Source organism: Celeribacter baekdonensis B30 (genome assembly GCF_000299875.1).
Classification (GTDB): Bacteria; Pseudomonadota; Alphaproteobacteria; order Rhodobacterales; family Rhodobacteraceae; genus Celeribacter; species Celeribacter baekdonensis_A.
On the sequence record NZ_AMRK01000010.1, the window covers coordinates 45,609 to 70,326 of the forward strand.

Consider the following 24,718-nt stretch of genomic DNA (forward strand, 5'->3'; position numbering starts at 1 on the left):
AACAGGCGCCCTTTTTCAGTTTGCTCGTCTCACCAAAGGGCAAGTTTTGGCACCAGAAGCGTGAGTACCAAAATCCCGATTTGCATTGCCACGAAAGGCAGAACCGCTCGATAGATGTGGGTGATCTCCACATCCGGCACCGCATTTTTGAGGTAGAACAACGCCATCCCAACCGGCGGGGTCAAAAACGAGGTCTGCAGGCAAATCGCCATCAGAATGGCCACCCAGGCGGGGTCATGCCCCAACGCGGTCAAAACCGGCAAAACCAAAGGGGCAACGATCAAAATGATCTCCATCCAGTCTAGAAAGAACCCTAACAGGAACACGATGAACAGGATCAAAATCAATGTCCCGGTCGGCGGCAAGGGGATGGCGTGAAGCGCATTTTCGATCAATTCATCGCCACCATATCCGCGCAGCACGACGGAAAAACATGATGCACCAAAGATCAACGCAAAGAGAAACGCGGTGGTTGTACCTGTGCTTTCGCACACCTCCCGAAATCCCGACCACGTGAGACGTTTCGACATCAATGCGATCAACGTCGCCCCCGCCGCACCGACGCCAGAGGCCTCGGTCGGCGTGGCGATGCCAAAGACAATGGACCCCAAAACCGCAATGACCAAAAGCAACGGCGCGACCAGAGAGCCGATCAAATCAAGCACGACCTCGCGCAGCTCACGCCCCGGTTCAATCGGCTTGGCCGGAGCGCGATCTGGATAGCGCAGTGCAACAAACACGGCATAGGCCACATAGGCCAGCGCCAACAACAGCCCCGGCACCATCGCGCCACGAAACAAGTCGCCGACGGGGATCTGCAACTGATCCCCCATGACAATAAGCATGATCGACGGTGGGATAAGAATGCCCAAACACCCGGTTGCCCCGACAACGCCAAGGCCAAGCCGGTCATCGTAACCCGCGCCGCGCATCGCGGGCATGGCAATTGTGGCGAGCAAAACGACAGAGGCCCCGATGATGCCAGTGGAGGCAGCAAGTACCACGCCGATCAACACAACAGAAACCGCCATACCCCCCGGAACCACCCGCAACACCTGGTGCATCCGGGTCAAAAGCCGCTCTGCAACTCCAGATTTGTCCAACATCATGCCCATGAAGACGAACATGGAGATCGGGATGAGAGAGTAGCTTGAGAGCGTGTCGAAGATGCGGTTGGCAACAAATCCGATCATCCGCAGTGAGGCCATATCGGCGTCTACGCTAAACGCATCAAGCAGAGTACCCAAAGCCGCGAACAGAACTGCTACACCGCCCAAAACAAACGCAATCGGAAAGCCCGAGAACATCACCACCATGAAGGAGGCGAAAAGAAGGAAAACAAAGAGAATGTCCATGATTGCGCCTTAGTCTTTGTAGGTCTTGGGACCAAACAGAAAGAGGATGGATTTCAGAGCAATGGCCACGGCCTGCAACGCCAAAAGGCTGAGCCCAGCGGCCATCACGAACTTGATGATGTAGCGCGCGGGCAACCCCGACGGCATGGGCGAGCCTTCTTTGAGGCGCCAAGAATAGCCAAAAATCGTCCACGCGCTGTCAGTGACAAACCAAAGGAACGGCAACAACAAAAACACCACGCCGCACAGTTCGACGATGGCCTTTTGCGTGGCCGACATTTTGACGTGAAACGCATCAACGCGCACATGAGCGTCTTGTTGATAGGTCCATGCCAGACACGACATCACCGCCACGGCATTGAGGTGCCATTGCAGTTCTTCCAACTCGATCGAGCCAATGCCGAAGGCATATCGAGAGGTGACATTAACCAGAATGGTGAGCATCAAAAGCGGTAAAAACAACGCGCCGATTTTACCAACCCGGATGATGAAGCCCTCAATGAGCGCGATAACGATTTGCATGATGTGCTTCCCTGCAAATGCGCGCCGGAGGTATCCCCCCCGGCGCAGATGGCTTAACGGCGTTCCGCCCAAGGTGCGACAGAGGCGCGGTAAGCGGTCAGCGACTCCCAGACCCGTTTGAAATCGGCGTCTTTGGAAGTTTGTTCGGCGATCACCTCGTCAAAGGCGGCATGGAGATGCTCCAAGACTTCCGGCGGGAAGGATTTGATCTCAACACCAGCGGCTTCAAACTCGGCCACGGCTTTGGCATTCAACGCCATGGTCGAGGTGATGGACTCAAGGTTCACGGCCTTACAGCTCTCTTCGATCAAAGCCTGTTGGCTGGCGTCCAAACTGTCCCATTTCGCCTGATTGACGATCAACTCATTCATCGCGGCGGGTTGGTGCCAACCGGGGAGGTAATAGTATTTGCCCACTTGCTGAAGACCCAGAGTGATGTCGATGGCGGGCATGGACAATTCAGTGCCATCAATCAGACCTTTTTCAAGACCCGGATAGATCTCACCACCCGGCAAAAGCACGATGGACGCACCGACCTTGACCATCGCCTCGCCGGCCAGCCCGGCAAACCGAACCTTCTTGCCTTTGAAATCATCGACCGTGTTGATCTCGAAATTGTACCAGCCACCCGCTTCGCTATCCATCAGGCCACAGGGGATGGTTACAACCCCCTGTTTGGCGTAGATTTCGGACCAGATTTCGCGCCCGCCACCGTCATAAAGCCAAGCCGTGTGGGTGATTGCGTCGGGGCCAAAGGGGATGCCGCCAAACAATTGCACAGCCGGAAAGCGACCCGCGACATAGAGCGGAGAGGTGATACCCGCGTCCAACGTACCCTGTTGCACCGCGTCGAAAATTTGCAGCGACGGCACCAATTTGCCCGCGCCATAAACAGTCACATCAAGCGACCCACCTGAGCTTTCATTGAGCGTCTCACCCAAATATGCCGCGTTGGCGCCACTTGCGGGCATGGTTAAAGGCCATGCGCTTTGAATGTCGAGTCTGGTCCCTTTGGCCATCACCGGGGCGGCCACCAGTGTGGAAACCGTGACGGCCAAGGTGACCAGAGATTTGATGTGCGTCTTCATTTGCTGTCTCCTATTGAGTGTGTTCCGACCTTTCCGGCCGTGTTTATGGGACGTGTCGTGGGTGTCGCGCCAAGGCCGCAAGCTGTGCTGCGACGGCCTCAGTGCTGGGTTGCTGTTCGATGAGCAAATCGAGAAAGGGATCCTCAACCTCGGTGCGCGCACCCGAAAGTTCTTCGAGAACGGCAAGTGCGCAAAACGGGACATAGCTTTCGGCATAACCGCCCTCTTGGACGATCACGAGACGGCCCTCACAGAGCACTTCGGAAAGCGCCATCACGCTCTTGGTCAGGGCCCGAAACGTCTCGCTATGCGCCAACATACGCGCCAAAGGATCGACACCATTGGCATCCAACCCGTTGACCACGATGATCATCTCTGGCGCGAACTCAGTGATCGACGGCGCAACGATACGCTCAAAGGCATAGAGATAGGCGGCGTGCCCCGCGCCGGGCCAAATCGGGACATTCACATTTGCACCGATCCCCGCCCCTTCTCCTGCGGCCTCCACTGCGCCCGAACTTCCGGGCGGAAAACAGGCCTCTTGGTGCATCGAGATCGTCAAGACCGTCGGATCATCGTAAAAACAGGCCTCTGTGCCATTGCCGTGATGCACGTCCCAATCGAGCACCGCAATCCGCCCGATACCAGCCTCCTGAGCGGAGCGCACCGCAATGGCGACATTGGCAAACATGCAAAATCCCATTGGCGTGTCGGGCAAGCAATGATGGCCAGAGGGGCGCGAAATGGCATAGGCGCGCTGACACGCTCCTTCGGCCACATCCAAAACGGCGCGGCTCACCAGCCCCGCAGAAAGTGCCGCGATCTCATAACTCCCACCGGAAAAAGGCGCGGTCGGATGCAGTGCCCCACCGCCCGCATCGCTCATGGCTTTGAATGCCTCAAGGTAGGATTTGGGATGAATGCGCTGTAGCTCCGCGTCCGTCAAAGGCGCTGCGGTTTTGACGTCGAATGCCTGCGTCAACCCGGAGACATCCATCAAAGATTTAAGTCGCCGTTTGGGATCTGGGCTGTCGGCATGGCCGCCACTCGCCGGAGGCTGAACCCAGCCGCCAACAGGCTGCACCAATGCGGAGAGACCCGCCGTGAACCAAAGTGTCTTTTCGTCGAAATAAAAAACTGGTTTTGTCACGTCTATTCACCTTCTTTTTGGGGCGCGAACCTCTCCGGAAGGCGTCGCGCCGTACGAAACAAAAGGACAGGCCGATGGGTGTTCAAAAGACCCCAGAGCCCTTTTGGAGCAAAGAGCATCATCATGATGGCGATCAGACCAAAGATCAGCATCGACCACGCCTCAAGATCGGCCAACATGCCGCGCAGGAAAAAGAACACCAACGTGCCCAAGATCGGCCCTTCGATGGTGCCGATCCCGCCAATCACCACGATGAAAATCACATAGGCCGCCCAGTTGATCGAAAAGGCCGCATCCGGGCGCACATTGATCTGAACAATGTAAATCAGCGCTCCCGTTGCCCCGGCAATGGCAGCGGCAAAAAGGTAGACGATGCGTTTGGTGCGCCGGGTTTCAACACCCACACTGCGCGCGCCATTCTCGGTGTCGCGGATCGCCTGAAGCGCCAACCCGGTTTTGGAGCGCAACAGGAAAAACACGCCGAACACCGCGATGATCGCGAGCGCAAGCGCCACCCAATAGCCTAGGTCTTCGCGCAGATGCCGGTCAAATTGACCCAGCGACCGCACGGTGCGGCCGCGACCACCGCCGAGCCAATCAATATTGGCGTTCACCGTCAGACGCACGGTTTCGGCAATGACCCATGTGGCCACGGCAAAATATGCGCCCTTCAGTCGGAACAAAAGCCAACTCACCGGGACCGCAAGGATGACGGCCAGAATGGCGGCAAGAGGCACTGTGAGAAAGGGGTTTATGCCAAGGTCTTCGGCCATGACCACAAGGCCATAAGCCCCGATGCCAACAAAAGCCTGTTGGCCGATGGACATCATCCCGGCATAGCCCGCCATCAGGTTCCATGCTTGGGCAAGAGCGAGGAAATACAGGAATTCCAACACCGAGCGCTGGGTGTAACCCGTGGCCCAAAATGGCAAAGTGATGAGCGCGGCCAAGATGACGGCAAAGGCAAAGAGTGGCAGCGCGGCAGACGATGTGCGCGCATACGGGCGGGGGGGCACGATCTGAGACTCGGCCATGATCAGTCCCTCTCTATGGTCTCTGGAAACAGACCAGACGGCCGCACGACAAGAATGCCAAGCGTCACGAGATGGCCCGCAAGTTGGAAAAATGTGGGATTGATCGCGCCGCCAATCGTCTGGGCGATGCCAAGGATCAACCCACCCGCAAGCACGCCATAAATCGACCCCATGCCGCCAATGATGATGACCTCAAAAGCGAAAATAAGCCGCGCGGGGCCGTCAAACGGCGAGAAGTTCGAGCGAATGCCCATCACCACGCCAGTGACCGCGATGATGGCAAAAGACAGCCCCATCGCGAGGCCATAAATGCGCTTGCCGTCGATGCCCATCAACTCCGCCGTTGCCGGGTCATCTGACGTGGCACGAAACGCGCGCCCCAAAAGCGTGCGCCCCATAAAGGCCTGAAGCGCAAAGATCATCACCAACAAAACCGCCAAAGTCAAAATCGGGAACACGCCGATGGTCACTCCGGGCGCGAGCGTGACCCCCATGGTTTCAATCGCCCCCTGCCGCAGCACCTGACGATCCGCGGAAAAGCCCAAAAGCAAGCCGTTCTGAATGACAAAAGACAGGCCAAAGGTGATGATCACCGCCGGCATCATCCCGTCTTTCAGCGTGCGATTGAGGATCAAGCGTTGAAGCCCGTAGCCGATACAAAACATCACCGGAACAAGCACGGCGAGCGACATGAGAGGCGTCAGCCCCAACACCTGCGTGGTTATAAGCGCGAGGTAGGTCGCGAGAACAATGATGTCCCCATGGGCGAGATTGACGGTGCGCATAATGCCGAATGTCAAAGACAGACCCAGCCCGTAAAGCGCATAAAGACCGCCCAAAAGGACACCGTTGAGCATGGTAGACGTCGCAATCATGCATTTGCTCCAAAATAAGCGTCGATCAAGGCCTGGCGATCCATCTGGGCCGAAAGACCGGACAGTTCAACATGGCCTTCAAGCAGGCAATAGACGTGATTGGAAACACTCAGTGCCCGGTTCAAATCCTGTTCAACAAGGACAATAGAGGTGCCATGGCCGCTGATTTCCGGCAGGCTTTTGTAAATTTGATTCACCACAATAGGCGCAAGGCCAAGGGAGATTTCATCCATCAACAACAACCGGGGATTGGCCATCAGGGCCCGGCCAATCGCGACCATTTGCTGCTCCCCGCCTGACAGATCCAGCCCGCGATTGTTGCGGCGTTTGACCAATTCGGGGAAAAGCGCATACACGCGCTCCACCGTCCAAAAGCCTTTGCGTTTTGGATAGCTGCCGATGATCAAATTGTCTTCGACCGTGAGGCTTGGGAACAGTTTGCGCCCCTCTGGCACCATCGAAATACCAAGCCGGGCCAGTTGATGCGCCGAACTGTTTTCAATCGACGTGCCGTCAAAGGACACCCGACCCGTCATCGCCGGAAGCGCGCCACAAATCGTGCGCAGCAATGTTGTTTTGCCGGCACCATTGGCCCCGACGATGGCCAAGGTTTCGCCTTCCTCAGCAGCCAAGGAAATTCCGCGAAGGGCCTGAAACAATCCGTATCCGGCGGATAGGTTTTCAACCTCAAGCAAAGCCATCAGCGCACCCCTTCTAAAATCGCATCCTCGCCAAAATAGGCGCGTTTGAAGGCCTCGCCTTCCATCACCTCGTCGGGAGTGCCTTCGGCAATCAATTGACCGAAATCCAAGGCAATGAGTCGATCCACGACAGCCACAAGCGCATGCACCACATGCTCAATCCAGATGATCGAAACACCTGAGGTACGAATATCTTGGATCAGCACAACAAGGTCGTGGACCTCAAAATCGGTCAAGCCGCCTGCGATTTCATCCAGCAAAAGCACCTTGGGTTCACAGGCCAGTGCCCGCGACAATTCCAACCGTTTGCGCCCCATCAATGACAACGCTCCGGCCATTTCTTCGTGGCGTTCCAAAAGTCCCGTGCGCTTGAGCGCGGTGTAGGCCACCTCTTCCGCCGCATCGCCATGATGGCCCCCGCCGTGATAGGCCGCCGTCAAAACGTTTTCCCAAACCGAGATTTGTTCAAACGGTTGCGGCACTTGCGAGGTCCGCACAATGCCTTGGCGACAGCGTGCGGGTTCGGTCAGCCCGGACATATCGCGCCCGTCATAGAGCACCTGTCCGGCGCTTGGGGCGGTCGATCCCGCGAGCATTTTCAACAGCGTCGTTTTACCTGCACCGTTCGGACCAAGCACACCAAGCGCCTCACCCGCTGCGAGCGAAAAGGACACCGCATCATTGACCGTCAAAGCGCCGTAGCGCTTGGTCAGGGCCCGCGCCTCAAGCACGGGTCCCGAGGGAGTAAATACCTCAGTCACAGCACTTACCAAACCTTCGGTTCCAAAGTGCCGTTGGTCACAATATCAGGCGCGACATCGTTAAAGGTGCAGACCAATTTAAAGCCCCCCTCACCGTCCGATTGCCACTGCCCGCCTGCGACCGGCGTTTTGGCAACGTTTGGCGCCAAAGCGAAATCGCCCCATTTGATATGCCCAACACAGGTGTTCAAATCGGTGGCATTCATCGCCGCCACAACGGCCTCGGGAGTCACATCTTCTGTGCGCTTGAGCAGATCCACCGCCACCTCGAACAGGGCATGAACATAGCCTGTGCCTTGCAGCCATTGGTTGCCTGTGCCCTCCATGTAAGCGGCACAAAGCATCTCGGTCGATTGGCCGGTGAGCGACGACACATAGGGGTATTGTGGCCCCCAATAATATTCACCGGAAAGGTTTTCACCCAAACCATCCGGGAAACTTTCAACACCTTTTGGAGTCAAAGCAGCTTTGGCCACAGTGACGAATTTCGGCGTGTAGCCCATCTGTTTGGCCTGTGTCATGAAGGTCGCCAAGTCAGGTGGAAGCATGACACCAGTGACGATTTCGACCCCTGCGGATTTGAACGCATTGATCTCGGCGGAGAAATCATCCTTCAGGTTTTGGTAGCGGCCCGGATCGACAAGGGTATAGCCAGCCTCAGACAGAGCGGGCGGAAAACCCAGATTCGGATCGGCAAAAGCGATCCCATCCGGGTCGTTTGGCCAAAGCGCGCCGACGACTTTATTCGTTTCTAATCCGGCCCAAAGGCCAAAATATACCGCCAAAAGATCCTCAGACCCCCAGAAGAAGTGGTTGGTGTAGGTAAAGCTTTTCTCCATTGGCGCACCACCGCGGCCAAAGTACCAGGACTGCCATGGGGTGGCCGCAGAGAGGCATGGAACGCCGTTGAGTTCACACAGGTCCGCAACCGGGTTGGTCGTATCCGGTGTGGACCCGACGAGCACAAGATCGACCTCATCTTGGTAGATCAAATCGGAGGCCATATCGCCCGCCCGGTTCGGATCAGACTGCGTGTCCTTTTCGATGATCTCGATGTCGAGCGCCCCTGCCGCCGTCTCAAGTTTACCGCCCAACGTATCCCGCACGGCGTCAATGACAAAGCCGTCACTTTCAGAGATTTGACTCAACGCGCCGGAGCGCGGAGAGACATACCCAACCCGCAAGGTGCCCCCCGCGGCATGGGCACGGCGGGCAGACACGATCGACGGCGCAAACAGGGTTGCCGCTGCGGTGGATTTAATCAGGTGACGACGATTCATGGTGAGCTTTGTCATGTTGAATATCCTTGGAACACACGGTTCAAACGCTGGCACAGACGTTGAACTTGATAAGATCAGCGCATTTTTCGCCGATCATGATGGCCGGAGCATTGGTGTTGCCGGACGGCACGGCGGGCATGATCGAGGCGTCCGCCACACGCAGCCCTTTGACGCCATAGACCCGCAATTCAGGGTCGACGACCGACATGGCCGAGGTGCCCATGGCGCAGGTGCCAACCTGATGGTGATAGCTGCCTACGAAAGAGCGGGCATACTCTGCCAACGCTTCATCCGTTTGCACTTCCGGCCCCGGATAGACCTCGCGCGTCACCCAGTCTTTGAGCGCAGGCTGAGAGGTGAGATCGCGAATTTGCTTCATCGAGGTGACGAGGCAATCAACGTCATATTGGGTCGACAAAAGATTTGGATCGAGCGCGACAGGGTCGTTGATCGACGCCCCGGTCAACCGCATCTCACCACGCGACGTTGGACGAATGCCCGCAGCGTGGAGCGTGAAGGCATTCATCGGCCCCTCCTGCCCCGGCGCATAGGCGGGCACCGAGAAAAACAGCGGCTGAAGGTCCGGCACCGCCATGTCGGGATGCGATTTGGTGAACATATGCACCTGCATCGGTGGCAGGTTCGGGTCGGTCGGGAACGGGTAGTCCGGCTTACTCTCATAGACCATCGGCAGGAAGGTGTGGTCATGCAGGTTCTGGCCCACGCCCGGCAGATCACAGATGCAACCAATGCCATGTTCGGCCAAGTGCTCTTTCGGACCGATCCCTGAGAGCATGAGGATTTTCGGGCTTTCCAAAGTCCCCGCAGAAAGCACCACCTCTTTGGCGGCATTGAGCGTGACCGACCCCGTAGCCGTGGCAAGTCGAACCCCGGTGACAACGCCCTCAGAGATCAAGACCTTCTCGGCCCGCGCGCCGCTCATCACCGTCAGATTGGCGCGGTTGTGGATCGGGTCGATATAACCCGCCGCCGTTGAGGCGCGCCTACCTTCTTTGATGTTGAACTGGATGCGCGAAATACCGTCAGTGGTCTCACCATTGTAATCTTCGTTATAGGGAATGCCTGCTTCGACACCGGCTTTGACCAAAGCCTGCATCACCGGGTGCGGCTCGTAGTCCTTGATCACACGTAGCGGTCCACCAGTGGCACGATAGTCATCCGCACCGCCTTCAAAATCTTCGATTTTCTTGAAATACGGCAGGACAGATTTCCAATCCCAACCATAATTGCCCTGAAGCGACCAAGCGTCATAATCCGCCTTGTGCCCGCGGACATAGATCATGCCGTTCATCGACGAACAGCCGCCCATGACCTTGCCCCGTGGCCAATAGACTTGGCGGTTTCCGGCATGTTTTTGCGGCACCGTCGAAAAGCCCCAATCGTAATCGGAAAACCAAATGTCGATCACCCGCAGCGGGGTGGAGACCATATCGGGCGTGTCACCGTGACCTGCTTCCACCAGAAGGACGGAAACCGCAGGGTCCTCGGACAGGCGCGCGGCGATCACGCAGCCGGCGGACCCGGCACCACAGATGATATAATCAAATGTTTTGCCGTTCAGATCGGCGGAGAGCTGAGGATAGGTATGGGCATTCATGGGGAGATGAGCCTCTTGGCAATGGACAAAGAAAGAGCGGTTCGTGCCAGCGGTGCCGACACGAGGGAGGGAGCTTTGCAGTGACAAGGAAGGCGTCCGACCGAGGGTACATCTCGATCTTCAGATCATTCCTCTCTGTTGTCGCGACCCCTCTATGGCGGGGGCTTCGCGGGGTAAGCTGCGTGTCAGACACACAGGATCTTTAGGCCCTGCCCCTCGGGGAAAGGGACAGGGCCATGCAGTCTACGCGGGATACGCCACGCAAACCGATTTCGTTTCGAGATAATTCTCAAGTGCGCCTGCGCCATGTTCACGGCCTACACCCGATTGTTTAAAGCCACCAAAGGGCATGTTTTGATCGGGGATGTTGTGGGCATTGACCCAAACTGTTCCGGCTTTGAGTTTCGGCACGTAGCGCATGACTTTGTTGACATCCGTGGTCCAAATCGACGCGCCAAGCCCATAGATCGTATCGTTGGCCATGGTCATCGCCTCATCGGCGTCGCCAAACGGCGTGACTGAGATCACCGGACCAAACACCTCTTGCTGCATGATCGCCATGTCTTGAGTGGTTTCGGTAAAAATCTGCGGCGCAACGTAATAGCCCTCATTCGGGGCTGCCCCGTTGAGAATTGGCTTTGCGCCTTGCTCGATCGCTTTGGAAATACAGGCTTTGACATGGGCCTGATGTTTGGCTGAGACCAGCGGATTGATCATATTGCCCGGGTTCATCCCAGAACCAATCGGCAGGCTCCCGGCAATGGCCGCAATGATGTCGAGCGCCTTTTCGTAGATGCCTTTTTGGATATAAAGCCGCGTGCCCGAGGTGCAGGTTTGGCCGGAATTGAACATCGTGCCGATGCCGATTGCCGGGCCCAACAGATCAAGATCCATATCGTCGAACATAACCATCGGGGCTTTGCCGCCCAATTCCAATGTCACCGGCTTCATGTCTTTCATCGCCTGAATGCCAATGAGTTTTCCGGTCGCGGTGGACCCCGTAAAGGTGACTTTATCGACCCCAGGATGCGCCACCAAAGGCGCGCCCACGTCCGAACCGGTGCCGGTAATGACATTGACCGTCCCCTCAGGGAACCCGGCCTCAAGGCAAAGTTTCGCCAGATACATCGAGGTCAGCGGTGTTTCCTCGGCAGGCTTCAACACCACGGTACAGCCCGCCGCCAATGCAGGTGCGATTTTCCAGACGGCCATGTTGAGCGGGAAATTCCACGGCGTCACCGCCGCAACCACGCCGACGGCTTCTTTGCGGGTCTGCGCTTGGTATTTTGTGCCCTCGGGGATGGCGATGGACACGTCAAAGGTCTGACCATAAATCTTGGTCGCCCAACCGGCCATATAGCGGATGTATTCGGCGGAGGATTGCACCTCGATGAGACGTGAAATCATCACGTTCTTACCGTTTTCCAAGGTCTCGATCTGGGCCAACTCTTCGCCGTTCTCCTCGATGATATCCGCGAGTTTGAGCATCAGGGATTGACGCGCCATGGCGCTCATGTTGGACCAAGGGCCTTCAAAGGCCGTGCGAGCGGCAGCCACTGCCGCATTGACATCTTCGACACCACCTGCGGGCACCTGAGCGATTTCTCCACCTGTTGCCGGATCGTAGACAGCAAAGGTTTGGCCGGAAAGCGCCTCGCAGCTTTGGCCGCCCACGACCATCTTAGGCACGCTCAAAAAGTCGGCGACAGCCGGGAGGATAGCCTCCACTGCGCTGTCTGGCACAGCAATTTTCATTTTTGACCTCCAAGGGGTGCGTTGTGCGTTATTTCGCCAGCGATTGAATCTCTGGCTTTTGCGTTATTGTTAACGTGAAACTTGACGCAACTGACTCGCCCTGTCAAATTTAAATGAAAGTTAACGTAAAAATTGGTGAATTTTTAAACGGCAAAATGGGTCTATGTCTACAATAACCACTTAGAGAAAAGTGGGCTCCGTTGATATTGCACGCATAAAGTTCACCGAACCCAAGCGCAAAATCCGCGAAATGGGCATAGGTGTTAAAAGGGGGATGGGCCGGTCGATGCTCTGCGCATGACAGGCATGATGATGTGGGCCATTCACCGCACGCGGACCGGTGCAGGCACATATCTGCGCCAAGGCCGGGATCGAGTTGTGGACTTCGTCCCGCAGTCAGACCGGTGCCGCCATGGCGATCCGCCGGTAGCCCGCCGCACCATGGTAGAAGCCATTGCTGAGGCGCGCATCACCGCTCAGCGCCGCGAGGCGCGCGTCTGCTTCGCTCATCGACAGCCTGCCGTCCACCGCGTCGCGAAACACCTGCGCCACCGCAACCATGTCCACCCTCTGCGGCATCAGCCGAAGATGGGTGACCCTGTCGGCCACCAGTTGCGGGGTTTCGGGCAACAGGTCAAGATAACTCTCAGACTGGGTCTGAATGCCGTTCACCCGCAGGATTGGCTGATCATCACGGCTGCGCAGTGGCATACCGTCGGGATCTTCTTCGCAGACGAACTGGCAATTGTCCTTGGTCCGGCCATGGGCGCGGGCGTGGTAGCAGCGCGCTGAGACGGCGAGTGAGACGCGGCCAAAGACCTGTACCTCAACACCAAGCCCCAAATCGTTTGCGGCACGCGCCGCGACGGCGATGGCCGGGGCTGGCATTTCGGACGGCAGGCAGACATGGGTCGCGCCCCGTGCGGCCATCCATCCGATGGTTGCCTCGTTATAGGCGTTCATGAACGGACCGATGCGGTGCGGGCGCCGACCCCGCGCAAAGAGGCCCGCCGCATTGTTGATTTCGATCTCAGGCGCGTCGATCCCTGCCAGATCGTCGGTCGCCTTGCGCTCGCGTTTAAGCATGACTTCGGCCAGCGTGGACAAGATCACCCGCTTGCCCGCCCGCTCCAGCCGGTCGATCGTGGCGGGCAGTTCGGCCTCGTGAAAGGGCGCGCGCTTGGAACAGATCACTTCGCCCAGATAGACGTCGTCCACCGGGGCCTCGTCAGCGATGCGGGCATAAAAGTCGCTCCGCGCCTCGGCGGACCAGTGATAGGCGATGGGGCCGAGTGTCAATTTCGTCATGTTGGTCACCGCCATTTCTTTGTTTCGAAGGCACCTTGGGTCTGCTTCTGCCCCTCGGTCAGCGCGAGAAGATCCGCGATATTCGCCTTGCGCCCCGCCTTGATATCATCCACCGCCGCACGAAAGGCCCGCACAACACCCCGGACATAGCTTTTCGACCGCTGTCGTCCCTCAATCTTGAAGGCATGGACCCCGGCGTCAATCAACTCGGGCAGCAACCGCGAGAGATTCAGGCTCACCGGCTCCTCAAAGGCATAGTACCCCTCGGGTCGGTGCGGCGCAGTGTAGCGCCCCTTGCAGATCGTGGGATACCCGGCCTTCTCGTCTGGACCGAACCGGTCGATGGTGAACCCCGCAAGCTGCGAAGACATCGACCCATCGGCATCGCGCACATATTCCACGTCCGAGGCGGGCGAGCAGACACCGTCCATGTTCGTCGATTGCCCGGTGAGATAATTCGTCAGGCTGCACCGTCCCTCGACCATCAAACCATGGTTCCCAAAGATGAAGGTCTCGATCTCACAGGGGATTTCCTTGCGGATCTGGCGGATTTCTGGGATCGTCAGAATACGCGGCAAAACCACGCGCTTTACCCCGAAACTTTCGCAATAGTAGCGGATCGCCTCGGGCGACGAGGCAGCAGCCTGTACCGACAAGTGCAGCCGCACCTGCGGGTGAGCATGGGCGATGTAATCGGCCACGCCCATGTCGGCGACGATAAAGGCATCCACACCCAACCGAGCGCCGGTATCCGCCGCATGCCGCCACAGATCCAGCTTGCCGGCGGGCGGATATGTATTGAGCGCCAACAGAACCTTCGTGCCGTGGGCATGAGCATAGACGACCGATGCGGCAAGCTCGTCAGGCGTGAGATTCAGGCCCGGAAAGTTGCGCGCGTTGGTCGCATCCTGAAACCCACAATAAACGGCGTCGGCACCCGCATCCACGGCCGTCCGCAGCGCGGCGGGGGTGCCAGCGGGGCAGATCAGTTCGGCAAGGCTCATTATATGCACTCCTGTCCTTTGGTGTCGTTGAGATAGGCCCGCCGCAGCCGTGCGAGCATGGCCCGCCCCGGCGCTCCAAACATCGCCGCCGTTTCTTCGGCCAGAGACCCGTCGATATCGTCGAGCGCATTCCGCAGCCGCACCACGGCCTCGGTGTCGCCGCTCACCTCCAGATCGCGCGAAAAAAAGGCTGCGTCGCCGTCCTGTTCGGCATCGACCAACTCCAGCAGCAACAAAAACCGCCCCCGGATCGCGGCACCCGTGTGCGGTGCGGCATCACGCGGCACGGCGCGGAACACCAGCGCCTCTGGATCAGGGCGCAGGTGCAGCGCGAAAGGCAGTTCCACCGGGTCGATCAGGAAATCGGTCGTCTGGTGTGGCCCAAGCCGCGCAAAGAGCGACGGGTGCCGCGCGGCAGTCCGATGGACAACGCGGGACAGAAACGGCTGTATCAGCACACAGGCCAGCCGCGCGGCGGCGGTCCGTCCGGGGCCCGGAGGGCGGGTATTGACATCTGCATGGATGCTCATGATCAGGGGGTCCGTTCTGCAAGCAACCCGGTCTTGGTCACGATCTTGGTCGCGATCTTGGTCTCCGTCACGATCAGGTCAAGCGGGATGCCATGGGGTTGTGGGTGATGGGAGTGCGGATGAATTGTGGTCACCTGCCGCGGACTACGCAATACCGGTGACACCGGGCTTTGGACGCCGTGCCGCCAGCTTGGGCAGACGTCACCGGGTCGCCGAAAACCATGGCGGATAGCGCGCGCGCCCCGCGTCCCTGCGTCGAAACGCGTGCCAGCGTCATCATTGCCCTTACCCTCGCTCGAACCTCGGAAAAAGGACGTCGTTTTCCAGCGCGATATGGGCGGCAATATCATCAAACAGCGTCAACGTGCCGCTATAGAGTGATCGCCAAGATCCGCAGGCATGCTCTGGAGGAGTCAGATCGTGTGTCAGTTGCCGGATCAGCGCGATGTTTTCAGCGTGGTCGTCATGATCGGCCCGCATCACCGCTATGGGATGCTCGATCCCCGCGCCCCCGCCGTCTCGCATGGCCGGAAACAGGATTCTTTCCTCCTTGGTCATGTGATCCTCCATCTCATGCGCCAGCGTTGCGAGGGCCTGTGCCAAACCCACGGGCGCCTCCGCATCGCCCTCGTGGACGTGCTCGACCCGCTCCGCCAGCAACATCAACGCGGCAAAGTCAGCGCGGTGCATTTCATGATACCGGGTCAAAATATGATCGATTAGCGCGCCAGTTTCCTGGGGGACGTCCGCTTCGGCAAGAGTGTTCATCGTAGACCCTTTCTCAGGCTCATCGCCCAGCCCTTGCGCGGGCCGCAGCAAATTGGTATCTAAAATACGCATATCACTCCCCAAATACGCACTTCAATTACCAAATCAGGACTGCGACCTTGCGCCTCACCTCCTTCACCGACTACGGCCTGCGCGTCTTGATGCGCATGGCAGGCGACCCTGACCGACCCTTCACCACGGCGGACCTAGCCGACGAGTTCCAAATATCCCGCAATCACTTGGCCAAGGTGATTTCGGCCCTTGCCACCGCAGGCTATCTGGAAACCCGACGCGGAGGGGGCGGAGGCGCGGCATTGGCCCGTCCGCCCGAAAACATCCGGCTGGGCGACGTGATCGCGACACTCGAAGCTGACCAAGCCCTGGTGGAATGCTTCGCGGCCAGCGGCAACGCCTGCACACTGACCCCGCAATGCCGGTTGAAGGCGCGGCTGGCCCAAGCCGAGACGGCCTTTGTTGCCGACCTCAACCGCAGCACATTGGCCGATTGTGTTTACCGCCCGGAAACCCTCTGACGCGCCAAGAGCGTGACCACCGCCCAGACCGCGCGGCGCAGAGGCATGGCACAGACGGTCCGCCACTCGCACGCGCCCGCCAGAATATCGGCCTCGGTCACCATCGTGGGCATGCCGCCCCGAAAAGCGGTTCGGATCTACCCGGATCGCCTTAGCGCTTTGGCGTTCACAGCACGAGAGGTGCGGCGTAAAGCGCCAGCATGAGAAGGCATAGTCCCGTCAAGCACACATCGAACCCGCGCCGCCACCTTGGGGCCCGCTGCAATCCCATATAGTCGGCAAGGATGATCCGGGCTTTTTGCCAGGCCAGCGCCATCACCGCCACCCCCGCCACACCGGGCCATTGCGCCCAGATCCCCGATGCCGACAGAGCTGTTGAGCCAAAGCTGAGGGCCACCAGCAGCGCCCAGGCGATATAAAGCGACCGATGTGTCATTGCAAAAGATAGATCACGGGAAAGAGCAGCACCCAGATCAGGTCAACCATGTGCCAAAACGCCGTGGCGTCCTCTATATTGTCAACATGATCGCGCCAGGCAACGAGCAACAACAGCACGACACCGGCCGCGACATGCGCGGCATGAAATCCTGTCAGCATGAAGTAGAAATTGAAAAGGACATGGGTGTCCCAAACGATGCCACTGGCGGCCTTGGAGGCAAACTCCGCCCCTTTTATCCACAGGAACACCACGCCAAGCAAAGCCGCCGCAACAAGACAAAACCGCGCTTTCGTCCGTGCGCCGCCCTGACGCAAGGCATTGGCCAAGGCGGCAAGAAAGCCACTGGTGATCAGGACAATCGTGTTGATCCCCGCCGCCGTGCGATCCAACATGTCCTGTGCCTCGGCAAAGCCGTCGGGGTCGGTGATCCGAACAGACAGGAACACGGTCAGCCCCGCCCCGAAGACGAGCACTTCACTGACAATCAGAATCCACATCAACAATTCGCCGGGCAATGCGTCTAAAGCATCTTTATCGGTCATGCGGGCAGCATCCTTTCACAAAGTGAAAGGCACGTAACGGTCGCCATCTGGCTGTGCGTCTTGCAAATCATTTGATCAGCCCTGTTATGTCACTGGCTTATCTTTTGTATTAGTATTTTAAATACCTATTCACAAGCCACAAAAGAGGCATTGACTGCCGCCCTTTTGAAGCCAGCCCATACAACACGCGCAGTCATATTGTCGAATGTCGAACATCTTTGACGCGATGTGGCTGACTTTCTGAATCCTATCAGCAGGCCGCGTCACGCAATATCGGGCCAACCGTCATGCAGGTCTGACCCCTACCCGGACCTTAGGCGCGGTGTGGGTCACTGTCTGCAATGCGGGACAAAGCTGCCGTTGGGTCATTATCAGTGATCAAACACCGAAGTTTTGAAAATCAGTGGGGCGTGTCATCAACGTGATAGTATCTGATGCGAGATTTGTCTTCCCAAGGATACGGATTCTCCATCGCTCCATAGCAGGCGTCCCATTCTTCCTTGGTCGGGCTAGGGACCTCGCTATATGTAGCGCACTTTCTACATTGAACCTGCAGTTCGACGGTATCTAAAATGCCCGCGACAACGTCCCATTCGTGATCGCAAGTGGCTGGATCATCAGCCATAAGTGAGACGCGTTCAACGATGTATTTTGTCGACAACAAGGATTGCGGAATAAAGAGACTAAGGTACGCAAAGAATTTCTTCATAATCACCGGCTCGCGCATTTCAAAGATGGAAATCTAAACAGATTGAAACCGCTCATACAATGCGCAATTTGGCCTCAAACCCGCCCTTCGCTGCGATCTGCGCGAAGGTCTGGTTTTCAATTTTTGGGCGGCTTGTGACGTGCAGGCCAAAATCATCTGACATTCAACACGTTTGGGGCGCATCGGCTGAAACGGAACTGTCAGAATAGGTTCATCCCTTTCCGCATTTATCGGTCGGTTCCGGGTCGGGCGGTTAGTGCGATTGCCGGGACTGTGCTTCTGGCGCGGGCCTGTCGACGCAGGTCGTTGGTGTGTTACGGATAGTGGATGCTTTTCAGAACCCTGAATGAGTTTTCAAAAACTCCGCTTCCTCTGGCGTATTATCGCGCCCCAGCACTACGTTGCGGTGAGGAAACCGATCAAATTGGGCGATGATGTCGCGGTGCTGATGGGCGAAATCCAGTGCATTCTCGTTGCCGAGCGCTTTGTAGAGTTTCACGGATCGGTTCTGATCGGCGAGCATCTCTGAATGCATAAAGGGCAGGTAAAAGAACTGGCGTTCGGTTTCCGAAAGGTCCTGATCATAGCCGCGATCCAGCGCCGTACGGGCATGGGTCAGGGCAATATCATTACTCTCGAAGGACCGGCCCGAGCCGCGGAACAGGTTGCGCGGGAACTGGTCCAAGGCGATGACCAGCGAAAGCGCGTCCGCCGCGTTCTCCATCCAGTGATCGAGATCGCCGCGATGCGCTGTTTCATAAGTTTCGGCAAAATCGGTTTTGATCCGCGCATCGACCTTATCGGAACGGGCAAACCAATAGGGCTGCACCGTGCCCGCAAACCAGAAATCGCGAATGTCTTTTGCGGTTTTCATGACTGTCACTTCTCTGGCAATGGAATGAACTCGGCTTTGTCGTCCTCGGGCAACTCAAAAACACCCTTGCCCCAATTCGCGGCGCGCCATTCTTCCTTGGCTGCCTCGATCTTGTCCTTGCTGGAGGACACAAAATTCCACCACACATGGCGCGGCCCGTTCAGCGTGGCCCCGCCAAGTGCCAACAACCGTGCGCCCTGCGGTCCAGCCTGCACGGTGATCTTATCGCCTGGGCGGAACACCATCATACGACCGGCCTCAAAGGTCTCGCCCGCGATGCCGACCTCACCATGGGTGATATAAAGCCCGCGATCTTCATGATCGTCCGGCAGAGGGAAGCGCGCGTCTGGTGCAAGCGTCACATCCAGATAAAAGGTTTCCGAGAACATCGTCGCCGGGGCGGTTTCGCCATAGGCTGTACCGAGGATCAGCCGGGCCTCGATCCCCTCGGCTTCGATCATAGGCAGGGCGCCCTGGCCATGATGTTCGAACAACGGCGCACGGTCTTCATCCTCTTCGGGCAGGGCCATCCATGTCTGGATACCGAACAGCTCTTGCGGGGCCTTGCGCGACTCGGAAGTACTGCGCTCGGAATGGGTCACGCCGCGTCCGGCGACCATCCAGTTGACCGCACCTGGACGGATCACCTGGTTGGTCCCAAGGCTGTCGCGGTGCTGAAAATGGCCCTGATAGAGATACGTGACAGTGCCAAGGCCAATATGCGGATGTGGGCGCACGTCGATGCCCTGATTGGTCAGAAACTCGGCCGGTCCCATCTGGTCGAAAAAGATGAACGGGCCGACCATCTGACGTCGTGGCGCAGGCAAGGCGCGCCGCACCTCGAACCCGCCCAGATCGCGGGCGCGCGGTATGATCAGGGTCTCGATGGCATCCACACCGATCTCGTCGGGGCAGCCGGGGTCAAGAGCGGGATTCCAACTCATGGCACTCTCCTTTCAGGTTCAGGTTAGCCGCAAAAGCGCGCCCTTGAAAAGCGATAGCTGTTCGCTACCATGGAACGCAGGGTTCCATATCGTCGGTGTTGAGAGACTGTTGTGACGTCCCCATTTGGCGGACAGAGAGTTGTTTCCAAATGAGGGGCACCATGACAACCGGCATCCATCACGTCACCGCAATCACACGCAATGTTCAAAAGAACGTCGATTTCTATGCCGGTTTTCTCGGCCTCAAATTGGTGAAACAGACCGGCGGCTACGAGGACGCAGAGCAATTGCACCTGTTCTATGGCGATGCTTTGGGCAGTCCGGGCTCGATCATAACCTTTCTGGTCTGGCAGGACGGCGCACCGGGCCGCGTCGGTCTTGGCGCGCTGTCTGAGGTCGCCTTTACAGTTCCCAAAAACAGCTTGGGCGATTGGCTGACCCGTGCGATGACCGCAGGCATTCAGGTCAGCGGGCCGACGCGGGAACTGGGCGAAACGGTGCTGCGGCTGCGCGATCCCGACGGGATTGTCGTGAAACTCGTGGGCGGCGATGCGCCGGCCACCGCCCCGCTGGCCGATCCCGTCGCGCCGACACGGATACACGGCGTGACCCTCCTGTCGGAGGATGCGCGGGCGACGGCGGATTTTTTGGTGCGGTTTGGCTATTCCGAAGCGTTGCGAGACGGGCCGTTCATCCGGTTGCGATCGGATCAGGACGTGGTGGATGTGCGGGCCTCGGCAGGGTTCGTTCCGGCACTCCCCGGCACGGGTATGTTCGACCATGTGGCCTTTCGAGCCCGTGATGTCGATGCCCTTCGCCAGATGCGACTGGACCTGCGCACGCAGGACGGTGTGACCAATGTGCATGATCGAAAGTATTTCCTGTCGCTATACGTGCGTGAACCGATGGGAACGCTGGTCGAATACGCCACCGATGCCCCCGGCTTCACCGCGGATGAAGACGCCGCCCATCTGGGTGAGACCCTGATGATTCCGGCCACAGATGCGGTGCGCGCCGCTGATTTACGCGTGACCCTGCCGCAATTTGCCCGTCCGGGTGAGGAAAGGAGACCCATGAGAGACCTGCCATTTGTTCACCGGTTCCATACGCCAGACACCCCCGACGGCTCTACCATTGTGCTGTTGCACGGCACCGGCGGGAATGAAGCCGATCTGATGCCTTTGGCGGCCAGGCTGAATCCGCGCGCCACTCTTTTGGGGGTTCGTGGCCGAGCCACCGAAGAAGGGATCACGCGCTGGTTCCGGCGCTTTGACGCCGTGACCTATGATCAGGACGACATTCGTGCAGAGGCGCGCGCCTTTGTGGCATTCGTCGAGGGGGCGACCCGGAGTTATGGGCTCGACCCCAAAACGACGACATTCCTTGGGTATTCCAACGGGGCAAACCTGTTGGGTGCAATCTTGCGGTTGCATCCCGGTGTGGTGCAACGCGCCATCCTGCTACGTGGGATCGAGGCGCTCGAAGACGCACCAACAGCCGATCTGACAGACAGCGACGTTCTACTTTTGACCGGCGCACAGGACCCGTTCGGGCGCATGGTCCCGCAACTGGAAGCCTCCCTCACGTCGGGCGGCGCAACTCTCAATGCACAGATTATCGACGCCGGACACGACCTGTCGCCCGAAGATGTGCGTATCGCCGCAAAATGGCTGGCAAAGATCCCGCAAGGAGAACCGAGATGACCGACCTCATACTGTCAAAAGAAGAGGGCGCACGGCGCGGGCGATACGTCGCCCGTCTCGCCGGGATCGACGCCGAAGCCGAGATCACGTTTCGCCATCAAGGCGCGGGCATCATCAGTGCGGATCATACCGGCGTGCCCGCCACAATGAGCGGACATGGCGTTGCCAAGGCCCTGCTGAACTACATGCTGGAGGATGCGCGCCGCGCCGGGTTCCGCATTATTCCGATTTGCCCCTTTGTGCGCAGCCAATACGCCAAGCATCCCGAATGGGCCGATCTGTTCACAACCAAACCTGGCGAAGATCCATAAGGAGTAGAGGTTATGGCAGAATTGTCAGGCGTAACGGAGATCAATCAGACCGGGTTAGGGTCTGATTGACATTGCCAATGTCCGGCAGGTCGAAGGGCACCACGTCGATCCGGTTGCCGAGACCGTGAGCGGGAAAGTCCGGCTCACGGCCTACAGGCTGGCGGCAAAGGACTTGATGTAATCGCCCAGCATCGCGCGCGTCTTGTCGTCGGTCAGGTTGCCCGCCTCATCATAAAGACTGCCAGCGCGCGAGACCATCAGGCGGCCTTCTGTCCACAGATCGCATTTCAGCGTTCGCAAGACCGGCAACCAATGGTTCTGTGCCATGATTGTACCGAACCCGCCCGGAGAGGCGCCAATCACGGCGATGGGTTTCCCCACGAACAGCTTCAACCCCTCGCCCCGTGACATCCAATCGATCGCGTTCTTGAAGACGCCAGGTATGCCGTTGTTATATTCGGGCGTAACCAGCAACACCCCGTCCGCCGATGCAAGCTGCGCCTGCAATACCTGCACCGCCGGTGGCAAACCTTCGGCGGCTTCGGCATCGGCATTGTAGAGCGGCACATCGGCAATGGACCCGATGTCGATTTGAACGTCATCGGATGTCACCTCTGCTGCCGCGCGCAACAGTCCTGTATTGAAAGAGGCTTTACGAAGGCTGCCGGAAATCCCAAGGATTGTGCTCATTCTTCATCTCCTATGTGTTGGAATTCATACCCACATTGAGGGCATGTGCATTGGGATCGTTGAACCTGCTTGCGCCGCACGTCCTGATGGATGCTGTGGGCGATTTCTCTGCTGATGCCAAGGTCACGGCGAAGCTTTTCGATCTTGCGACCTTCGCCCAAGTCAATTTGCCCGTCTTCAAGCGCACAGCGGAATTCCTCGCGCAACAGATCGCGGCGGCGATGCAGATGATCGGCCAGACCGCTGGCGATGATACCGGCGGGCAGTGCGGCCATGCCGACACCCAAAATGGTGATCGCCCCACCAAATACCCGCCCCAGCGGCGTGATTGGCGTGACATCACCGTATCCGACGGTCGTCAGCGTGACCATCGACCACCACATCGCGGCGGGAACAGAACCGAAGGCATCCGGCTGTGCCTCGTGTTCGACCATATAGGCACCCGCAGCGGCGAATATGAGCAGGATCGTCAGGATCGAAAAGGCGGCCAAAAGCGTCGCCGCCTCCTCCCGGATCACCGCCATCAGAACGGACAGCGCTGGCGAATACCGGGTCAGCTTGTAGATGCGCAACAGCCGCAAAACGCGCAAGAGTTGAAAGTCCAGCGGCATGAGAAGCGTCAGATAGAAAGGCAGGATCGCGACAAGGTCGATCACCGCCATCGGAGAGCGCATGTAGCGCAGTCTGGCCTGCCACGCGGGCTCGTCCGGCCGGGCTTCGGGCGCGGCCCAGACCCGTGCGACATATTCCACGGAAAAGGCGAGGGTGACAAAGAGATCAAAGCGGCGAAACTCAACCCGATAACGTGCGAACAGGTCTGGCACGGTTTCCAGTGCCACTGCAGTGACGCTGGCAAAGATGAGAAGGATCAGACCAATCTCAATCGCCCAAGACGCCCGGTCAGTGCGACTGGGGTTTTCCAGGGTCTGATAAACCCGATGCCGTACATGAGAGGCGGTCCCGGTCATCTCTTGGCACGTCTTTCGCGAAGGGCAATGCTAAGTGGCCAGGCGATCTGTGAGAAAAGCGCGGTCCCAAACAGAGTGTTGCCCACGATGGCTGGCACATGGGGCAGAACCAGAAGCAGGACGACCGTCACAGCGATCCCAAACAGACGCACGCCGCCATGAGAATGCCGACGCGTGGTATCGCGCCCTTCGACAAGCTGTTGCAACAGCCAGATCGATGCCAGAAAGACGCTCAGGCCAACGGTTCCGATGATGCCATAGTCGTATGGGTATGGGGCCAGAATGCCGACATAGATTTCCCCGGCCAACGCCACACCGACCATGACCGTTGACCACATCAGAACGATGTGACCGAACCAGTACCCCAGCAACGTCCCCAACATGCGGGATTTCGGCTTTGCGTTGCCGACACCATCAAAATAGACCCAGGCCATGGCAAAAAGCGACTGGCCACCGATGGCCATGTTCAATAAGGCCCCAGCCCCGAGTTTATAGATGCCCTTGTCAGACAGTGTAACAACCATCTTGAAGAACCCCTCACCGAGCAGGATCAGCATGATCAGGGCGAAACGTTCGGAGATATGGCCAAGTCGCGGCACGAAACGCTCCAACCTCAGCGTGCCTATCTTTGGCAACATGTATTGCAGTTGGATGGCGATAAGCCCTGCACCAAACAGCCAATAGGCCAAGGGCTTTGGCAAGAAGGCGGATAGGGCGAATACAATCGCGAGGATGAAAAAGTTTCGTCCTTGTTCGTAGGCCAAGCCGCAGCGATCGTTCTCGCCGCCGCGCGCGCGCCAATACAGCAATCCGGTCAACCCGCGGTTGGCGGCGAATGCCAGTGCAAAATAGACCCAACCCTTGCCGGTCACCGCATTCAGGGAGGCGGCAAAGAACATGACAGTCACGATTTGGGCCGCCATGATAAGGCGATGGGGAATATCAGTGGAGATGTAGAGCGAGTTATAGATTGAACTATCGGCCCACGCATAGAAAAACGCGATGAAGAGGCCCGTGAAGATCAGGAACCCGTGCCAGTCCAAGTGATGCGACAGGAAATTCCCCAACAGGAAAATTGTGACCACATGGACGAGATCAAAGAACAATTCGACCCAATGAACGTGGTTTGTCGGGTTTTCCGCATCCATGTGGTGTTGCGGCTTTCGCCAGATTGGAAATTCAGTCATTGCTACGTCCCCTGCTCATCCTGAAATCTTGCAAAATTATCGAATGGTTAGCAACTTTGCTGTGCATGC

26 protein-coding genes are annotated in these 24,718 nt (G+C 58.1%); 3 read left to right on the top strand and 23 right to left on the bottom strand.

Translation table 11 applies throughout. The features are described from left to right. Window positions 1-29 precede the first annotated feature (29 nt). The 15 genes from B30_RS16085 to B30_RS16155 all read right to left on the bottom strand — a co-directional run bounded on the left by B30_RS16085 (window position 30) and on the right by B30_RS16155 (window position 15,821). The gene (locus B30_RS16085; protein ID WP_009573197.1) at window positions 30-1,355 is read right to left on the bottom strand and encodes a TRAP transporter large permease; all 1,326 of its coding nucleotides are present in this window, start codon (window positions 1,353-1,355) and stop codon (window positions 30-32) included. Between the two features lie 9 nt (window positions 1,356-1,364). Further along, window positions 1,365-1,877: a TRAP transporter small permease subunit gene (locus tag B30_RS16090; protein WP_009573198.1), complete on the bottom strand. Its 513-nt coding sequence runs from the start codon at window positions 1,875-1,877 to the stop codon at window positions 1,365-1,367. A 53-nt stretch (window positions 1,878-1,930) separates the two neighbouring features. Next, a complete protein-coding gene (locus B30_RS16095; protein ID WP_009573199.1) occupies window positions 1,931-2,965 on the bottom strand; it encodes a TRAP transporter substrate-binding protein in 1,035 nt (344 codons plus the stop codon). Window positions 2,966-3,008: 43 nt separating this feature from the next. Then, window positions 3,009-4,115, bottom strand: a complete 1,107-nt coding sequence (locus B30_RS16100) for a class II histone deacetylase (protein WP_009573200.1) — start codon at window positions 4,113-4,115, stop codon at window positions 3,009-3,011. Window positions 4,116-4,117: 2 nt separating this feature from the next. Continuing rightward, complete coding sequence (locus B30_RS16105; RefSeq protein ID WP_009573201.1) at window positions 4,118-5,149, bottom strand: branched-chain amino acid ABC transporter permease; 1,032 nt, start codon at window positions 5,147-5,149, stop codon at window positions 4,118-4,120. A 2-nt stretch (window positions 5,150-5,151) separates the two neighbouring features. Continuing rightward, window positions 5,152-6,024 carry a branched-chain amino acid ABC transporter permease gene (locus tag B30_RS16110; RefSeq protein ID WP_009573202.1) on the bottom strand — a complete coding sequence of 291 codons (873 nt, stop codon included), beginning with the start codon at window positions 6,022-6,024 and terminating at the stop codon, window positions 5,152-5,154. Then, window positions 6,021-6,725: an ABC transporter ATP-binding protein gene (locus B30_RS16115; RefSeq protein WP_009573203.1), complete on the bottom strand. Its 705-nt coding sequence runs from the start codon at window positions 6,723-6,725 to the stop codon at window positions 6,021-6,023. Before B30_RS16115 ends, B30_RS16110 begins: the two co-directional genes overlap by 4 nt. After that, entirely contained in the window at window positions 6,725-7,486 is a 762-nt protein-coding gene (locus tag B30_RS16120) for an ABC transporter ATP-binding protein (protein ID WP_051130646.1), read from the bottom strand. Before B30_RS16120 ends, B30_RS16115 begins: the two co-directional genes overlap by 1 nt. Before the next feature lie 5 nt (window positions 7,487-7,491). Then, entirely contained in the window at window positions 7,492-8,781 is a 1,290-nt protein-coding gene (locus B30_RS16125; protein ID WP_009573205.1) for an ABC transporter substrate-binding protein, read from the bottom strand. Between the two features lie 25 nt (window positions 8,782-8,806). Continuing rightward, entirely contained in the window at window positions 8,807-10,384 is a 1,578-nt protein-coding gene (locus B30_RS16130) for a GMC family oxidoreductase (RefSeq protein WP_009573206.1), read from the bottom strand. A gap of 243 nt (window positions 10,385-10,627) precedes the next feature. After that, window positions 10,628-12,139: an aldehyde dehydrogenase family protein gene (locus B30_RS16135; protein WP_009573207.1), complete on the bottom strand. Its 1,512-nt coding sequence runs from the start codon at window positions 12,137-12,139 to the stop codon at window positions 10,628-10,630. A 396-nt stretch (window positions 12,140-12,535) separates the two neighbouring features. Continuing rightward, a complete protein-coding gene (gene ubiV, locus B30_RS16140; RefSeq protein ID WP_232616934.1) occupies window positions 12,536-13,447 on the bottom strand; it encodes a ubiquinone anaerobic biosynthesis protein UbiV in 912 nt (303 codons plus the stop codon). A gap of 5 nt (window positions 13,448-13,452) precedes the next feature. Then, a complete protein-coding gene (ubiU, locus tag B30_RS16145) occupies window positions 13,453-14,451 on the bottom strand; it encodes a ubiquinone anaerobic biosynthesis protein UbiU (RefSeq protein ID WP_009573209.1) in 999 nt (332 codons plus the stop codon). Further along, window positions 14,451-14,981: a ubiquinone anaerobic biosynthesis accessory factor UbiT gene (ubiT, locus tag B30_RS16150; RefSeq protein WP_009573210.1), complete on the bottom strand. Its 531-nt coding sequence runs from the start codon at window positions 14,979-14,981 to the stop codon at window positions 14,451-14,453. Before ubiT ends, ubiU begins: the two co-directional genes overlap by 1 nt. A 285-nt stretch (window positions 14,982-15,266) precedes the next feature. Further along, entirely contained in the window at window positions 15,267-15,821 is a 555-nt protein-coding gene (locus B30_RS16155; protein ID WP_009573211.1) for a hemerythrin domain-containing protein, read from the bottom strand. A 47-nt stretch (window positions 15,822-15,868) separates the two neighbouring features. On the opposite strand from B30_RS16155, the gene B30_RS16160 reads away from it, so the two are divergent. Continuing rightward, on the top strand, window positions 15,869-16,282 hold the full coding sequence (locus tag B30_RS16160; protein WP_009573212.1) for an Rrf2 family transcriptional regulator: 414 nt from the start codon (window positions 15,869-15,871) through the stop codon (window positions 16,280-16,282). Here the strand turns inward: B30_RS16160 and B30_RS22675 are convergent. From B30_RS22675 to B30_RS16185, 5 genes are all read right to left on the bottom strand, one after another. Beyond that, on the bottom strand, window positions 16,261-16,395 hold the full coding sequence (locus B30_RS22675; RefSeq protein ID WP_269771049.1) for a hypothetical protein: 135 nt from the start codon (window positions 16,393-16,395) through the stop codon (window positions 16,261-16,263). The genes B30_RS16160 and B30_RS22675 overlap by 22 nt on opposite strands. Window positions 16,396-16,448: 53 nt before the next feature. After that, entirely contained in the window at window positions 16,449-16,718 is a 270-nt protein-coding gene (locus tag B30_RS16165) for a cytochrome C oxidase subunit IV family protein (protein WP_009573213.1), read from the bottom strand. Continuing rightward, window positions 16,715-17,263 (bottom strand): cytochrome c oxidase subunit 3, encoded by a 549-nt coding sequence (locus tag B30_RS16170; protein ID WP_009573214.1) that lies wholly within the window; start codon window positions 17,261-17,263, stop codon window positions 16,715-16,717. Before B30_RS16170 ends, B30_RS16165 begins: the two co-directional genes overlap by 4 nt. A gap of 1,043 nt (window positions 17,264-18,306) precedes the next feature. Further along, window positions 18,307-18,846, bottom strand: a complete 540-nt coding sequence (locus B30_RS16180) for a DUF924 family protein (protein WP_009573216.1) — start codon at window positions 18,844-18,846, stop codon at window positions 18,307-18,309. 5 nt (window positions 18,847-18,851) lie between these two features. Continuing rightward, on the bottom strand, window positions 18,852-19,790 hold the full coding sequence (locus B30_RS16185; RefSeq protein WP_009573217.1) for a pirin family protein: 939 nt from the start codon (window positions 19,788-19,790) through the stop codon (window positions 18,852-18,854). A gap of 161 nt (window positions 19,791-19,951) precedes the next feature. Between B30_RS16185 and B30_RS16190 the strand changes: the two genes are divergently transcribed. Continuing rightward, complete coding sequence (locus B30_RS16190; protein WP_009573218.1) at window positions 19,952-21,493, top strand: VOC family protein; 1,542 nt, start codon at window positions 19,952-19,954, stop codon at window positions 21,491-21,493. Further along, complete coding sequence (locus tag B30_RS16195) at window positions 21,490-21,804, top strand: GNAT family N-acetyltransferase (RefSeq protein ID WP_009573219.1); 315 nt, start codon at window positions 21,490-21,492, stop codon at window positions 21,802-21,804. The genes B30_RS16190 and B30_RS16195 overlap by 4 nt, the downstream gene beginning before the upstream one ends. A 150-nt stretch (window positions 21,805-21,954) precedes the next feature. Here the strand turns inward: B30_RS16195 and B30_RS16200 are convergent, their stop codons facing one another. From B30_RS16200 to B30_RS16210, 3 genes are read right to left on the bottom strand one after another with little or no spacing between them, the layout of a single operon-like run. Then, a complete protein-coding gene (locus B30_RS16200) occupies window positions 21,955-22,494 on the bottom strand; it encodes an NADPH-dependent FMN reductase (protein WP_009573220.1) in 540 nt (179 codons plus the stop codon). Beyond that, window positions 22,491-23,462: an ion transporter gene (locus tag B30_RS16205; RefSeq protein ID WP_009573221.1), complete on the bottom strand. Its 972-nt coding sequence runs from the start codon at window positions 23,460-23,462 to the stop codon at window positions 22,491-22,493. Before B30_RS16205 ends, B30_RS16200 begins: the two co-directional genes overlap by 4 nt. After that, the gene (locus B30_RS16210) at window positions 23,459-24,649 is read right to left on the bottom strand and encodes a low temperature requirement protein A (protein WP_009573222.1); all 1,191 of its coding nucleotides are present in this window, start codon (window positions 24,647-24,649) and stop codon (window positions 23,459-23,461) included. The genes B30_RS16205 and B30_RS16210 overlap by 4 nt, the downstream gene beginning before the upstream one ends. Window positions 24,650-24,718 lie beyond the last annotated feature (69 nt).